Below are 15,248 nucleotides of genomic sequence, written 5' to 3' on the forward strand. Positions count from 1 at the left end.
GCCCGACACGGGCGCAACAGCTGCGCCCGTGTCGGCGCCGATCAGAACTCGTGATCGGCGGTGTCAGGGTTGAGGTCGCTGATGCCGAGGGCACCGGCGGCCTGCTCGATCGCGGCGGTCTGCTTGACCAGTGCGCCGATGGCATCGCGTACTTTCTGCTGGCCTTCGGTGTTGTCCGAGGCGATCAGCTGATCGAAGGCCTCTCCGTTCTCAGCACTTTCCACCAGAACCTGCAGCTTGGCTTCGGTAGTTTCCAGGTCGGTCTTCAGCGTGCTGTCCACCTCCGGGCTGACGCCCTGAACCAGCGAGGCCAGGCTCGGGCCGGTCAGTGTGGTGCCGTCGACGCGCTTGTACTCGCCGAGATAGACGTTGCGAACGCCACGGGCATTGAAGAAGTGCGAGTTGTGAGTGTTGTCGCTGAAGCAGTCGTGCTCGTCTTCGGTGGAGTTGGCTTCCAGAGCGACTTTCATGCGCTCGCCAGCCAGTTCGCCGAGGGACAGGCTGCCCATGCCGAAGAACATCTTGCGCAGGCCGTTTTCCGCGGTATCGGCTTCGAGGCTGGCGCGGTAGTTCTCGGCATTCGGCTGCCACTGCTCGACCATTTCCTGCAGGTCGCTGACCAGCAGTTCGGTCGCGACTTTCAGGTAGGTGCGGCGGCGGTCGCAGTTGTCGCCGGTGCAGCCTTCGCCTTCCACGTAGTCGGTGTAGGGCCGCTCGCCGGCACCTGGGTCTGTGCCATTGAGGTCCTGGCCCCAGAGCAGGAACTCGATCGCGTGGTAGCCAGTGGCGACGTTCGCTTCGGAGCCGGCCAGTTCGTTGAGGCTGGCCAGCAGCTCGGCGTTGATTTCGCTGGTGTCGACCTTGTCTTCGCCAATCTGCAGTTCGCTGTTGGCGATGATATTGGCTGTGGCGCCCGGGTTGCCGAGGGCGTGCTGGTAGTCGCCCTCGATGTAATCGATCAGGCCCTCATCGAGCGGCCAGGCATTGAGCTGACCTTCCCAGTCATCCACGACGGCGTTGCCGAAGCGGAATACTTCGGTCTGCATGTAGGGAACGCGGGCCGCCAGCCAGGCCTGACGCGCGGCCTGCAGGGTCTCTTCGCTGGGGTTGGCGAGGAGGGCGTCGACAGCTTCCTGCAGTTTCACGCCGGTGGCGTGGGCATCGCTGAATACCGCCAGCGCCAGATCGGCGTAGTGGCTGACGACTGCCTTGGCCGCTTTCTCATCGGGCGCCTGCGCCTTTTCGGCTGGCACGCTTTCGGTAGTGCTTTGCGGGGCAGCAGTCTGGTTCGCGGGGGTCTTGTCCTCACCACAACCGGCGAGTGAGATGGCCACAGCGAGGAGGCTGGCGGTTGCCCAGATGGGGGTGCGTAGCATGTGCGGGTTCCTTTGCGTGCGAGTGAACGAAGCCGAGGGCTGCTCGGAAGCCGTCAATAATGCGAAAGATTTTCATTTTGTGCAAAGCCAATGCGTGCACAGGCTCTCTCTTCCGTTTCGGTGCAGCCGGTAGAATGCTGGCGTTCTGACGGCCTTTGTCCCTGGAGATGCTATGAGCCTGAGCGCGGTGGTTGTGCTGGTTGTGCTGTTTCTCGTCGCCGCTTATGCGGTGATTCTCTACAACGGGCTGGTGCGTCTGAAGCATGGCGTCGGCAAGGCCTGGGCCAATATCGACGTGCTGCTGCGTCAGCGCCATGAAGAGTTGCCCAAGCTGGTGGAGACCTGCCGGAAGTACATGCAGCATGAACGCAATACGCTGGAGCAGGTGATCAGTGCGCGCAATGCCGTGTCCAGCGCGCGGGAGCAGGGCGATGTGAGTGCGCTGGGGCAAGCCGAAACCGGTCTGCGTGCCGGCCTCGGGCGGCTGTTCGCGCTGGCCGAGAACTACCCCGAGCTCAAGGCCAACGAGAGTTTCCGCCATCTGCAGCAGCGCATCAGCGGACTGGAAAGCGGAATCGCCGATCGCCGTGAGCTGTACAACGAGGCGGTCAACCTGAACAACGTGCGCATCGAGCAATTTCCCGATGTACTGCTGGCGCGGACGTTCGGTTTCAAGGAGGCTGCCCTGCTGCAGTTCAGCGAGGCGGAGAAGGCCGACGTCGATCTCAAGGCGCTGTTCGGCTGAAATGCATCCGGGCCAGGTTTTCACACTCATTCTCGCCGCCGCGCTTTGCGTCGGCGGGGCGTGGATCTGCATCGGTCGCTGGTCGCGTGCCCGTCATTTGCTAGATACCCCGACTTCTCGCATTCGCTCTGCAGCCCAGGGGTATGTCGAGCTGGTTGGTGTGCTGCGCGAGCTGATGGTGCCGCAACCGGTGGCGCCGCTGACCGGCGAGCGCTGCCTGTGGTGGCGCTATCGTATCGAGGAGTACCGTTCCAACGGCAAGCGCAGCAGCTGGAGTGTGGTCGAACGCGGTGTCAGTGAAGCCTGGCTGCGCCTGGCCGATGCCACCGGCGAATGCCTGATCGACCCGCGTGGCGCGGAGGTCCATCCCGCCTTCCGCAAGGTCTGGACCGGCGATCTGCGCCACCCGCGCGGTGTCGCTCCGAGTGGCTGGCTCGGCCTGTTCAGCATCGGCAAGCGCTATCGCTACACCGAGGAACGTCTGCACGAGGGTGAACCGCTTTACGCACTCGGTGATTTCCGCACGAGCGGCGGCGGGCGACAGGGCCTCGACCTGCAATCCGCCAAGCGCGACGTGATCCGTCAGTGGAAGGGGGATTTCGCCGGCCTGCTGCAGCGTTTCGACAGCAACGCCGACGGTCAGCTCGACGAGCAGGAGTGGAGCCGCGTACGCCTGGCGGCGCGCCTCGAGGCGGAAGATCGGCATCGCGAGAGCAGCGCCGCGCCGGCATTGCACCAGCTGGGGCAGCCAAGCGAGGCGCTGCCTTTCGTACTGTCCAGCCACGGCGAAGAAGTGCTCACGCAGCGCTTCTACTGGCAGGCCGCCGGTGGTGCACTGATGTGCCTGGCTGGCGCCGTCTGGCTGGCGTCGCAGCTGGGTGTGACGGCCTGGTAAACCGGCCGGCTCAGCGCTTGCGTTTTTCGGCGATCCAGATGGTATGCCGGGTGCCGCGGTTGCCGTGGGCGAACACCTGCACTTCTTCGGCCTTGAAGCCGGCCTTGGCGAGCTTGTCGGAAAAGGCGCAGTCGGCGCTGGCCGACCAGACCGCGAGGATGCCGGACGGGCGCAACGCGCGGGCGCAGGCGTTGAGGCCGTCAGCCGAGTACAGCCAACTGTTGCTCTTCTGCGTCAGTCCCTCGGGACCGTTGTCGACGTCCAGCATGATCGCATCGAAGCCCTGGGCTTGATCCCGCAGTAACTCGGCGACGTCCTGGTTCAGCACCCGTGCGCGGGCATCGCGCAGCGGATTGCCGGACTTCTCACCGAGTGCACCGCGGTTCCACTCGATCACCCCTGGCACCAGTTCCGCGACCAGCACCTCGGCGTCCGGCCCGAGATGGCGCAACGCAGAAGCGAGGGTAAAGCCCATCCCCAACCCACCGATCAGCACGCGGGCCTGCGACCGTGCAGCGATCCGTTTGCAGGGAATCTCCGCCAGCGCGTCCTCTGAGCCATGGGTGCGGGTGTTCATCAGCTGATTGCCGTTTCCGCCCTGGATCTTGATGACGAAGTCATCGCCATATTCGAACAGGCACAAGGCGCCGCCAGTGGGAATGGCGGCGGTATCCAGGAGTACGAAGCGTTTCATCGGGGACTCGTTGTAGGCGCGGGCGATAAAAGGCTGGAAGTGTGGCCCATGTGCTCATGACTGGCCAGCGCCAGGGGGCAAGTGCGGGTGGCGATTCGAGGCGGCGATGCGCGCCAGCGGCGCGCTGTCGGGCTAGCGCAGCTCGGAATTGACTGCCCGATCGAATGGCGTCGACTGGCGCAGCAGCAGGTCGAGATCGCGGGCGGGCAGCGGCTTGCTGTAATAGTAGCCCTGGCCTTCCTGGCAACCTTCAGCGATCAGATAGGCTTCCTGCTCCGGTGTTTCGACGCCCTCGGCGATCACCGTCATGCCGAGGCTTTTGCCCAGCTGGATGACCGCGCGCACGATGGTCGCGCCCTCGTCCTGGCCGATGTCCTGGACAAAGCTCTTGTCGATCTTGATCTTGTCCAGCGGCAGGCTCTTGAGATAACTCAGCGAGGAGTAACCGGTACCGAAATCGTCGATCGCGATCAGCGCGCCGGAGCGCCGCAGGCTGTGCAGGTTGTGCGCTGCCGCGTCGATGTCTTCCATCAGCCCCGTCTCGGTCACCTCCAGTTCGAGGGTTTCGGCCGGCAACTGGTGCTTCTGCAGCAGCTCGCCGATCATCTGCGGTAGCTGCGGGTGGCGCAGTTGTACGGTGGAAAGATTCACCGCAACGCGCAGACCGGTGTAACCCTCGGCATGCCACTGCCGCAGCTGGCTGCAGGCCTGATCGAGCACCCATTTGCCGATCTCGATGATGCTGCCGTTCTGCTCCGCCAGCGGGATGAACAGATCCGGTGGGACCAGCTTGCCCTGGGGGTGTTTCCAGCGGATCAGTGCCTCGACGCCGGTGATGCGGTTCTGGTGGTAGTCGACCTGGGGCTGGTAGACCAGATGGAACTCGTTGCGCTTGAGCGCTTCGCTGAGGTCCTTTTCCAGCTCCCGACGGGCGCGCATCTCGCTGTCGATGCTGGCGACATAGAACTGGTAGCGGTTGCGCGAGCGGCTCTTTGCCAGCGTCATGGTCTGCTCGGCCTTTTGCAGCAGCTTCTCGGTATTGTCGCCATCTTCCGGGTACAGCGTGATGCCGATGGTAGCGCGCAACCGAATCGGGTCGCCGTCGAATTCGATGGGGTTTTCCAGATCGTCCAGCAGCGCCTGAGCGAGCTCGGCGGCCTCGTAGGGCTGCTCGATGCCGCTGAGTACGAGGACGAACTGATCGCCGCCCAGTCGTGCCAGCGCACCGAGACGGCCAGCGGAGCCGCGCAGGCGGTCTGCCAGGGCCTTGAGCAGGCAGTCGCCGGCCTGATAGCTGTACTGCTCGTTTACACCCTTGAAGTCGTCAAGCCCCAGACAAAGCACTGCGACGCGCCGCTGCATGCGTCGAGCCTCGTCGAGAATGTGGTCGAGCTGACTTTGCAGCTGCTGCCGGTTCGGCAGACCAGTCAGGGAGTCGTACTGGGTCATGCGATACAGGCTGCTTTCAGCCTCCTGACGCAGGTGCATGTTGTGTTCGATGGAGGCGAGCAAGCCGTTGGCCGTTTCCACCCACAGGCCTAGCTCGTTGCGCTCGTGCCCACGGATCATCGGCAACTTGTGCTCGCCGGGACGGTCGGGGTTGATCCGCGCCAGATGCTCGATGAGCTTGGTCAACGGACGGGTCAGCAGCCACTGGTAGATCAGGAAGAGCACGAAGCCCAGCGTAAGCGCACGGAGGATGCCGACGATGAAGATCACGATGGAGTCGTTGATGAATTCCTGGCCGTATTTGGCGGTGTCCAGGGTTATGCGCAGCTCGCCGTAATATTCGTTGTAAGGCGGTTTGCCGATCAGCGGAATCGAGAACTGTCGGTCGCGGTGGAGAATCGGATCGGTCAGCCAGCGTGTCGGCAGGTCGATAGGTGGTCTGATCTTCAGCGCCAGCATGCCTTCGTCCGGATGGCCGATGGATGCCATGCGAATCGATTCGTGCTGGAAGAGCCCCTCCATCACCTGGGCGCCCATCTCGCGGTCGAGGCTGTAGATCGCCTGAGTGGATGGGTCGCGGGTCATGCGCAGGATGCGTTGGGCATCGGCTTCGATCAACTGGCGTGTCTTGTAGGCACCGAAGATGATCTGTGCGCAGCTGAGCACCAGCCCTACCGCAAGCGCCGATAGCAGGACTACACGCAGGAGCTTACGCGACAGGCTATTGCGCATTTCCAGCTTCAAATGAAGGTCCTTTTCCGTGCCGACGCTCGGTTGCGGAAGTATTGTTAGTCATTCGGCAATCGTCAAAGGCAATTAAACCAGTAAGTCAGCAAGCTCCGACTGTGGCCGGCAGTACGTCTTAGGATGCAAGCCCAAAGGCGTAATCCTAAGGAAACATTGCGCGTCGATTACCGATACCGTAAGGCGACTTTTTTCCGGGCTGCAAATGTATAGCGGCAGGCGACACCGAACCCTTAAATGAAAATGCCCGCAACAAGTGCGGGCATTTTCGTTAGCGCTGGGTGGCTCAGCCGGCGAAGTTCTTCGCGACGAATTCCCAGTTGACCAGGTTCCAGAACGCTTCGACGAACTTCGGACGAGCGTTGCGGTAGTCGATGTAGTAGGCGTGCTCCCAGACGTCACAGGTCAGCAGTGGCTTGTCACCTGCGGTCATCGGGTTGCCGGCACCGATGGTGCTTGCCAGGCCGAGGCTGCCGTCGGACTTCTTCACCAGCCAGGCCCAGCCGGAGCCGAAGGTGCCGATGGCGGTCTTGGTGAACTCTTCCTTGAACTTGTCGAACGAGCCGAAGGATGCGTTGATGGCATCGGCCAGCGCGCCAGTCGGCTGACCACCGGCGTTCGGCGCCAGGCAGTTCCAGAAAAAGGTGTGGTTCCAGACCTGAGCGGCATTGTTGAAGATGCCACCGGAAGAGGTCTTGATGATGCTTTCCAGATCCTTGCCTTCAAACTCGGTGCCCGGGATCAGGTTGTTCAGATTGGTCACGTAAGCAGCGTGGTGCTTGTCGTGGTGAAACTCGAGCGTCTCGGCGGACATGTGCGGCTCGAGAGCGTTCTTTTCGTACGGCAGCGGCGGCAATTCGAAAGCCATGATGTATCTCCTACTCAGGTGTCGAGGATTGATGCGGCAAGCTGGAAGGAGCGTGCGAGGCGTGCCGGCGATACCGGTGAGCAGGAGCGAATGTGCGTCCCACCCTGACCTCTGTCGTTCCCTTCGCTCGCTACATGCTTGCGCAATCTCTGGCCGTTCACGGTCGGCCGAACAGACAGACTGAAGCCTTCCGCTTCATGTCTGCGAGCCAGCGATCATAGCACCCGACCTGCGGCAAAACCACGCGGCAACTGTATGGAATATAGGTTCCAGAGGGGTTGGCGAGGCGAAGCAGCGGATGCAAACAACTGGCTGCGCCTTGCGTGGACCGCGCCGTCGGGCTGGGCGTTCCTTGCGACCTGCAAAAATGGCGCGCGGCCGGTTGTCGCGCGCCAGGGCGTCAGCTGGCGAATGCGAGCTGTGCGGCAATCGCGAACATCATGGCAGCGACGCCGAGGTCGATCAGACGCCAGGTCAGCGGGCGGGCCAGCCAGGGCGCAAGCCAGGCGCCACCGAGCGCCAGGGTCATGAACCACAGTGTCGATGCACTGGCAGCGCCCAGTGTGTAGGCGCCTGGCTCGGGCTGCTGTGCGCCGAGTGAGCCGATCAGTACCACTGTATCGAGATAGACGTGCGGATTGAGCAACGTCACCGCCAGCGCGGCCAACAGCACCGCCCGCAGCGGTCGTGGCTGCGCATCAGCGCTGCGCAGGCTCTGTGGCTTGAACGCGCGACGCAGCGCCAGGGTGCCGTACCAGAGCAGGAACGCAACGCCGCCCCAGCGCGTGATCTCCAGCAGTAGCGGGTTGTCCGCCAGCACTGCTGCCAGCCCGAAGACGCCGACGCTGACCAACAGTACGTCACAGAGGATGCACAGCGCCGCCACTGGCAGATGGTGCTCCCGGCGCAGGCTTTGCGCGAGCACGAACGCATTCTGCGCGCCGATCGCCATGATCAGCCCCGCCGCGACCAGAAGGCCGTTGATATAGCTTTGCCAGATTGCATTCATGCCGCACGCCTCGTCCGATTTACTGGCGAGTCTGGGCAGTGGGGCGTTATAAGAGAAACAAATTCTCTTCAGGGTGCATTAGGAATACTGATGTTCGATTACAAATTACTCGCGGCGCTTGCGGCGGTTGTCGAGCAGGCGGGTTTCGAACGAGCCGCGCAGGCGTTGGGGCTTTCGCAATCGGCCATATCCCAGCGGATCAAATTACTCGAGGCGCGCGTCGGCCAGCCGGTGCTGCTGCGCGATACGCCGCCCCGGCCGACCGAGCTGGGTCAACGATTGCTCAACCATGTGCAGCAGGTGCGCTTGCTCGAGCGGGACCTGCAAGGGCAGGTCCCGGCGCTGGACGAAAATCGCCTGCCCGAGCGATTGCGTATTGCCCTGAATGCCGACAGCCTGGCGACCTGGTGGGCCGGCGCGGTGGCGTCGTTCTGCGCCGAGCATCGGGTGCTGCTCGATCATGTGGTGGAAGACCAGGCGGTCGGGCTCAAGCGCATGCGCGCTGGCGAGGTCGCAGCCTGCGTGTGCGCGGCGGAACGGCCGCTGGCAGGTGCGCGCAGTCAGTTTCTTGGGGCGATGCGCTATCGCGCGCTGGCCAGTCCGGTCTTTGTCAGTCGGCATTTCCAGCGACCGGCAGCCGCTGCGGATCTGGCTCGGGTGCCTGCCGTGGTCTTCGGCCCGGATGACCAGCTGCAACACCGCTACATGGCAGCAGTCGGCGGGGGAGAGGCGTTCGTCCATCACCTCTGCCCGTCGTCCGAAGGTTTCGTACGCCTGCTGCAGAGCGGGCTTGGCTGGGGGTTGGTGCCGGAGTTACAGGTGCGCGGCGAACTTGCGCGCGGGGAATTGGTCGATGTGCTGTCCGGACCGCCGATCGACGTACCTTTGTATTGGCATCACTGGCGTAATGGCGGGCAATTGCTCGACGAGCTGACCCGGCATCTGGTGCGTTGCGCCAGCGACTGGTTACTGGTTGATTGAGCGCTCAGGCGAGTACGCGCTGGCCTCGGTAAATGCGTACCGTGGCGCCGCTGCTGGCCGCGCGTGGTGGAGGTGGTGCCGGCAACCGATCACTGAACGCGGCGAGCTGGCGTCCGAGTTCGCGGGTCAGCTCATCGTTGGAGTTCATGCACCCGGCAAGCATTGCCGTAACCGCATCCGGTTGGTCGAGATGGATGTCGAGTTGCTGCTCATCGCGAAGTCTGCGTCGCAGGCTGCGCATGCAGTCGATAACCGCCTTGTTCAGCTCCATGCTTTGTTCCTCGTGAATTGCCCTAAGGCCCAACATCCCTGTCGGAAGTGTCTATCCGCTGGCAAGAGAGACAGAGCAAGTGGCGTACCAATTTCCGGCTTTGCTGCGCGGTTTTTGCATCTGGCAGGCGAAGCGCCCGGCTGGCGAGGCCTGCAGACTGCCCGTAGGCGATGGTCACCGCTGTGGTGTCTGTTCGCGGGGCTGCTGAGTGCGCCATTCGATGCACCGTGATGCGTATCACAGGCGGCGCACTGCTCTACCACGGTGCATCTGCTCCACCGGCGCGCCGTCACTGATGGGCACGCCCTGAATCGTTATACTGCGCGCTGTATTTCGCACCGCGCCATTGAAGGTACCCCATGCGCAACGATGCTCACGACGAACTGGACAACATTCCCAGCCTGACCGCAGGCCGTGACCGCGTGGAGCCCTATCCGGCGCCGGATCTCGAGCCGATCCGCAGAACCGCCGATGAGCCTGTGGATGACGGGCGCTCCCGCCAGAAACGTCGCCCTGCAAGCACTGCTGGCAAGGTGAGCACGGCGCCGCTGTGGGTCATGGTGCTGGCCTTGCTCCTCAGCCTTGGCGCTCTCGGCTGGTGGAGTTATCAGAAGATCGCCATGCTGGAAATGCAGCTGGTCGCCACCCAGGAAAGCTTCGCGCGTATCAGTGAGGATGCCGCGGGACGACTGCAGGACATCAGCGGGAAAGTCGTTGCGACCGAGTCCAATGTGACTACGGAAAGCGAGGCGGTGAAACTGCGCATCAAGCAGCTTGAGCAACAGACCATCGATCTTGACCGCAAGCAGCAGGCCTTTGCTACCGAACAGCAGAGTCTGACTGGCAAACAGGGCAATCAGGATCGGCGCATGGATGAGCAGGGCAAGCGCCTCGAGCAGTTGGGTGCCGACCTGCAGGCTCAGCAGGGGAGTACTGCGACACTGGCAGAGAGCGTCAAGGCGTTGGGCAGCGAGCAGGCGTCACTCAAAACGACCCTGGACGAGCAGGGCAAGCTGGCCGGACGGGTCGACAGCCTGAGCAAGGACATCGCGGCGCTGAAGCAGGGCGGTAACCAGAGTCAGGCGATCAGCCGGCTGGAGCAGGACATCCTGGTGCTGCGCAGTGAGCTGGACAATCGGCCGGCGCCCGCGCCAAACGCGATCAACACCGCCGAGTTCGACTCCTTCCGGGCTCAGGTCACCCGCACCATCAATTCCATGCAGGGGCAGATCGCCAATCTGCAAGGTCAGCTCGACGGACGTTAACCGCGTAAGAGCCGCCGCGCGTATTCGCGACGGCGGCCTTTGCGCCCTTCGAGCCTTACAGGTCCCAGGCCAGTGACAGCCCCACTCCGTGGTCGCGGTTATCGTTGCCGCGGTAATGGTAGTTGGCGCGCAGCGCCAGACCGGGCGTCAGGCGGTGCGTCAGGCCCATGCTGAAGCGCGTCTGGTCGCCGGTCGGTACCGCGCCCGGCAGCTCGAAGCTGTTGCCCGACACACTGTTCAGCGACATGCGCAGGTCACGCCGATCCTCGTCCTCGCGCTCCACCTCCCGCGCCACTTCGCCGAATAGCCGCGTGCGTTCGCTCAGCGCATAGTCGCCGAACAGGCCGAGTGAGAGGCGCAGCGAATCCAGTTCCTGATCGTCATAGCTCAATGCAGTGGAGCGCTCGCCCTGCTCGCTGTAACCGTCGACTTCGACCTTCTGATAGCTGGCACCGACGAATGGACCGAACTGGAGTTGATCGCCTGGCTGCATCAGGTTGAAGCCAGCCTTCGCCGCCGCGCCCCATAGCGTGCCTTCGGTGTCACCCTTTTCCGTGCGCTCGCTGATGCCAAGGGCGAACGTACGCTTGAGGTCGTGGTAGTCCAGATACCCGGCGCTGAGGCTGAAGTCGGCGAACAGACGCTGGTGTTCGTAACGGGCGAAGGCCGTGGCCAGGTAGCTGCGCATGTCGTACTCGGAGTCGTTTCTGCCCAGTTCCAGCGAGTTTTCCGCCAGGCCCAGGCTGACGCCGGCCAGCCACGTCTCACTCAAACGCTGGGTAACACCAAGCGACAGGCTCAGACCGCTACCGTCACCGCCACCGTAACCGTCGTACTCAGGCCGGTTGTAACCACCCTGGACGAAGGTGCGCCAGGCGCCGACCGCCTGCCAGTCGCCGCGCCGCGCAGACAGTTCGTTGTCCAGTTGCTGCAGGTGAGCGCGCAGTGCCGAGCGGCCCATTTCCGGTAGCAGGGATACTTCCCAGGGCGCGGAAATGATCGAGTACAGGTAGTCGGCGCTGATCTGATGAACAGCGGTGGTTGGATGGACTGCGTCGTTGAACAGCAGGCGGCTAGGATCAGGTGCTGTGCCGCCGAGGCTGTAGGTCGGGTCCGGCAGGCAGGTGCCGCCCGACGCATCAAAACACACGGCTGTCTGTGCCACGTTGGGGTCGAAGCCGAAGGCGGCCAGGTCAGCACGTACCTCGGCCAGCAACAAGCGGTTGTTCACCAGCACGTAGTTGCCGCCCTGGGCTTGCAGCTGGCTCGCCAGCTCGGTGTTGAACTGGTCGCTCAGAAAGTTGAATGTGGCGGCCTGGCCAGTGATGAAGCCCAGGGGCGTGGTGCCGACGTCCGGCAGATCGGAGACGATGATGTAGCGCGCGCCCGCGGCCTGTAGTGCAGCGACGCCAGCCACCAGATTACCGGCGGCGTCAGCCATCGTGACCGGGTTGGTGCCGAGCTGGAAGATGTCGTTACCGCCGCCGTTCAGGTAGTAGAGAGCATTGCTGTCGACGCGCGGGTTCTCGACCAGATAGCCAGGCCGGGTCCGGGTAGAGCCGCCCGCGGAAACGGTCGAGTCGAGTGTGATCGAATCGAGAATCTGGTCGGTGCGATAACCACCGACGGCATAGTTGGTGCCGTCCGGATTGCCTGTGAGGACTGCCGGTAACAGCGGCGTGGAGGGTAACGATTGAAGGCCCAGCATGCTCGCCAGGCGTTGCGTGCCGACCTCGCCGATATATTCGCCGGCACCGTAGGTAGGGCCGGTGCGGTTGGTGAAGCGCAGACCTCCTGTAGGGTTGCCCCCGAGTGTCGGGCTTTGCAGGTCGGGAAAGTTGCCAGCATCGCTCAGCGAGTCGCCGAACACGACGAACTGACTGAACGGGCCGTCATTGGCGATGGCCGCGTCTGTCGCGCAGGTGAGTAGAACGGCTGCCGCAAGCGGTTTGAGGGCGCTCTGCACGGGTAACTCCTTATTGTTCTTTTTGTTTGGATGCATCGCTCGCACATGCGCGGGCGATCCGGCCACGCTATTGGGAGCCGCCAGCGAGTATAAGCGCCCGAAAGGGCGATTTTTCCGAACGGTAGATCGTTCTTAGGAGTTATTTGCAGCTTCGATTTCATTGTCCTGGCTCAAGGGTTGTTGGTGGCCAACTGATACCATTCGCCGCGCTTGCGCTTCTGTGGACGTCCGATGCACCGGCGAACGGTGATCTTCTTTGAGACGGATATGAAAGCAGCCGGCGGCGTCCGAACCGCCGGTTGTAAGAAACCTTCCCTGCCTGGGAGCACAATAATAAATGCCATCGATTCTCGACCTGCTGCGCAGTCGCCTGAGCTCGTTGCTGCCCAGCGAGCTCAAGCCCAGCGAGCTTCGCCATCTGCTGAGCCCGCGACGCCATCCACTGCTGCTCTGCCAGCGCCGCGCGACCCTGATTGTCAACCGCGTTCGCCTGTTCGCCTTTCTTTTCGCAGTGCTCACCCCGCTGTGGAGTTTGATCGATCTGATGGTGTTCGAGCCCAAGCTGTGGGCGGCGCTGGCCGGTTTTCGGATGATGGCGTGCCTGGCGTTCACCTGCCTGCTGCTGTTCTACCGTCCGAGCGGCAATCTGCTGGACGCCTATCGGGCGATCGCGATCCTGTTCGCCATTCCGACCATCTTCTACATCGCCTCGCATACCTTGCTCGGCAGCTATCAACTGGCGCAGTTCTCTGCCGTGGTCGGCGCCGGCTACGCCTTTCTACCATTCGTGCTGATGGCCGGGCTGACCATTTTCCCGCTGACCCTGGTGGAGAATCTGGTGCTCTCCAGCCTGTTGCTGCTGGCCCAGGCGCTGGCTGGCTATCTCAGCTGGGCGACGCTGAACTGGCCGTCGTTCGCCGGTGCCTTCTGGCTGTTGATCCTGATCGCCGGCGTCGCCAGCCTGGCCAGCATGAGCCAGCTGGCGTTCATGTTCGCGCTGGTGCGCCAGGCCATCCGCGACCCGCTCACCGGGGTTTTCTCCCGCGGCAGCGGAGAGGAGATCCTTCGATTGCAGTGGGACAGCGCACAGCGCAAGGATGGTCCGCTGGCGCTGGCTTTCATCGACCTCGACCACTTCAAGTCGATCAACGACAACCATGGCCATGAGTCCGGCGATCAGGTCCTGCGCGAGGCGGCCAGGCGTCTGGTGGCGACGCTGCGAGGCTCCGACAGCCTGCTGCGCTGGGGCGGCGAGGAGTTCCTGCTGATCATGCCGGAGACCGACATGCAGCAGGCGCACATGGCGCTCGAGCGCATCATTGGCCAGGGCCTCGGCGTGCGGCCGGACGGTGCGCCGCTAACGGCGAGCATCGGGTTGGCCGAGCGCCGTTGCGATCAGGTCGCGGACTACCGTGACCTGCTGGAGCTGGCGGATAAGCGCATGTACTGCGCCAAGACGAGCGGGCGCAATCGCCTCTGCGCCATGGAGCCGGAGGCTGTGCAGCCGCCCCGGGCATTCGCCGTGGGAGGCTAGTCGTCAGCCATTGGCCAAGCCGAAGACGTGCCGCATGTAGCTGACGAATGCCTCATCGCGGCACATGGTCTTGCCCGGCGAGTCGGAAATCTTCGCCACTGGCTGGCCATTGCAGGCGGTCATCTTGATGACCATGTTGGTCGGCTCCACGCCTGGGATGTCGCAGGTCAGTCCGGTGCCGATGCCGAAACTCGGATTGCTGCGCCCGATCAGCGCGCGATGGAGTTCCAGCGCTCTGGCCAGGTCCAGGCCATCGGAGAAGATCAGCTGGCGGGTTTTCGGATCGATACCCAGGCGCTGGTAATGCGCGATGGCCTTCTCTGCCCACAGCAGAGGGTCGCCAGAGTCATGACGCAGGCCGTCGAACAGCTTGGCGAAGTACAGATCGAAATCGCGCAGGAAAGCATCCATGGTGATGCAGTCGGTGAGCGCGATGCCCAATGCCCCACGATATTCGCGAACCCAGCAGTCCAGCGCCGCAACCTGGCTGTCGATCAGCCGCGGGCCGAGTTGCTGGTGCGCCATGATCCACTCATGGGCCATGGTGCCCATCGGCTTCACATTCCGCGTGCGTGCCAGATGCACATTGCTGGTGCCGGCGAACCGGCCGGGAAAATCGCATTGCAGTCGGTCCACCACCATCGCCTGTACGGCAAAGGAGAAACGACGGCGTGTGCCGAAATCCGCCAGGGTGAAGCTGGCCAGTTCGTCGCTGCTGGCCTGGCTGCGTAGCCAGTGCAGCTTCTCATCCAGCCGGTCGCGCGCCTGGGCCAGCGTCACCGCCGGGTAGCGCGCGCGGTTGCGCACCTCGCTGACGATGGCGAGGAGCGGCACTTCGAACAGGATCACATGGAGCCAGGGGCCGCGCAGGTGCATCACCAGCTCGCCGTCCTCGATGCTCACCTGCAGATAACGCAGATCGAAACGGAACAAACCGAGGAAGCGGATGAAGTCGGGCTGCATGTAGGGGATGCGCTCGAGGTAGGCTAGCTCCTCGGTTGTCATCTGCAGCTCGGCAAGCGCCTCGATCTGCTGGCGGATCTCGTCGAGGTAGGGCGTCAGGTCCTCACCGGAGCGGCTGCGGAATGCCCACTCCACCTCCGCGTTCGGATAGTGATGCAGCACCGCCTGCATCATGGTGAGCTTGTAGAAATCGGTATCCAGCAGGCTCTGGACGATTCGTTCGGAAAAGGCGCTGCTGTTCATCGACCGCTCCAGCTTGAAATGCCTGTCGATGATATCGACAAACGGCAAGGGATGCAGGTCATCGTTATAAGTTAGGAATGAATAAAATAACCGCAGATATCAGCTTCTGCCTGGCCCGTCGCGTTGCGCAAAAGGCCTATAAATATAATTCTGCCGGCTATATATCGCTCGGATAGCAATATCGCATTACTTTGCAATTTCGTTTTTTGATATTTGCTTAAAGGATTGAATGAAGAAATGAAGAA

The 15,248-nt window shown here is 62.8% G+C and carries 13 protein-coding genes; 5 read left to right on the top strand and 8 right to left on the bottom strand.

The features are described from left to right. Positions 1–41: 41 nt before the first annotated feature. On the bottom strand, positions 42–1,376 hold the full coding sequence (locus LO50_RS05390; RefSeq protein ID WP_044314345.1) for an imelysin family protein: 1,335 nt from the start codon (positions 1,374–1,376) through the stop codon (positions 42–44). Positions 1,377–1,548: 172 nt separating this feature from the next. Between LO50_RS05390 and LO50_RS05395 the strand changes: the two genes are divergently transcribed. Together LO50_RS05395 and LO50_RS05400 are read left to right on the top strand one after the other, a co-directional pair. Then, complete coding sequence (locus LO50_RS05395) at positions 1,549–2,121, top strand: LemA family protein (RefSeq protein WP_044314346.1); 573 nt, start codon at positions 1,549–1,551, stop codon at positions 2,119–2,121. 1 nt (position 2,122) lies between these two features. Continuing rightward, positions 2,123–3,016 carry a GIDE domain-containing protein gene (locus LO50_RS05400; protein WP_044314347.1) on the top strand — a complete coding sequence of 298 codons (894 nt, stop codon included), beginning with the start codon at positions 2,123–2,125 and terminating at the stop codon, positions 3,014–3,016. Positions 3,017–3,026: 10 nt separating this feature from the next. Here LO50_RS05400 and LO50_RS05405 read toward each other — a convergent pair whose 3' ends face one another. From LO50_RS05405 to LO50_RS05420, 4 genes are all read right to left on the bottom strand, one after another. After that, complete coding sequence (locus LO50_RS05405; RefSeq protein ID WP_044314348.1) at positions 3,027–3,710, bottom strand: spermidine synthase; 684 nt, start codon at positions 3,708–3,710, stop codon at positions 3,027–3,029. Positions 3,711–3,842: 132 nt separating this feature from the next. Then, entirely contained in the window at positions 3,843–5,903 is a 2,061-nt protein-coding gene (locus LO50_RS05410) for a putative bifunctional diguanylate cyclase/phosphodiesterase (protein WP_044314349.1), read from the bottom strand. 286 nt (positions 5,904–6,189) lie between these two features. Next, positions 6,190–6,771, bottom strand: a complete 582-nt coding sequence (locus tag LO50_RS05415; protein WP_014819386.1) for a superoxide dismutase — start codon at positions 6,769–6,771, stop codon at positions 6,190–6,192. 400 nt (positions 6,772–7,171) lie between these two features. Continuing rightward, a complete protein-coding gene (locus LO50_RS05420; RefSeq protein WP_014819387.1) occupies positions 7,172–7,780 on the bottom strand; it encodes a LysE/ArgO family amino acid transporter in 609 nt (202 codons plus the stop codon). Positions 7,781–7,870: 90 nt separating this feature from the next. On the opposite strand from LO50_RS05420, the gene LO50_RS05425 reads away from it, so the two are divergent. Beyond that, the gene (locus LO50_RS05425) at positions 7,871–8,761 is read left to right on the top strand and encodes a LysR family transcriptional regulator ArgP (RefSeq protein WP_014819388.1); all 891 of its coding nucleotides are present in this window, start codon (positions 7,871–7,873) and stop codon (positions 8,759–8,761) included. Between the two features lie 4 nt (positions 8,762–8,765). Here the strand turns inward: LO50_RS05425 and LO50_RS05430 are convergent, their stop codons facing one another. Continuing rightward, positions 8,766–9,032: a hypothetical protein gene (locus tag LO50_RS05430; protein WP_023444113.1), complete on the bottom strand. Its 267-nt coding sequence runs from the start codon at positions 9,030–9,032 to the stop codon at positions 8,766–8,768. Between the two features lie 359 nt (positions 9,033–9,391). Here LO50_RS05430 and LO50_RS05435 point away from each other — a divergent pair, with 359 nt between their 5' ends. After that, a complete protein-coding gene (locus tag LO50_RS05435) occupies positions 9,392–10,297 on the top strand; it encodes a hypothetical protein (RefSeq protein ID WP_044314350.1) in 906 nt (301 codons plus the stop codon). A gap of 55 nt (positions 10,298–10,352) precedes the next feature. Here LO50_RS05435 and LO50_RS05440 read toward each other — a convergent pair whose 3' ends face one another. Beyond that, positions 10,353–12,263: an autotransporter domain-containing SGNH/GDSL hydrolase family protein gene (locus LO50_RS05440; protein WP_044314351.1), complete on the bottom strand. Its 1,911-nt coding sequence runs from the start codon at positions 12,261–12,263 to the stop codon at positions 10,353–10,355. Positions 12,264–12,600: 337 nt separating this feature from the next. Between LO50_RS05440 and LO50_RS05445 the strand changes: the two genes are divergently transcribed. Then, a complete protein-coding gene (locus LO50_RS05445; RefSeq protein ID WP_044314352.1) occupies positions 12,601–13,797 on the top strand; it encodes a GGDEF domain-containing protein in 1,197 nt (398 codons plus the stop codon). Positions 13,798–13,800: 3 nt separating this feature from the next. On the opposite strand, the gene pncB is transcribed toward LO50_RS05445, so the two are convergent. Beyond that, positions 13,801–15,003: a nicotinate phosphoribosyltransferase gene (gene pncB, locus LO50_RS05450; RefSeq protein ID WP_044314353.1), complete on the bottom strand. Its 1,203-nt coding sequence runs from the start codon at positions 15,001–15,003 to the stop codon at positions 13,801–13,803. Positions 15,004–15,248: the final 245 nt, after the last annotated feature.

The sequence above is a fragment of the Stutzerimonas stutzeri genome (assembly GCF_000935215.1).
GTDB lineage: Bacteria > Pseudomonadota > Gammaproteobacteria > Pseudomonadales > Pseudomonadaceae > Stutzerimonas.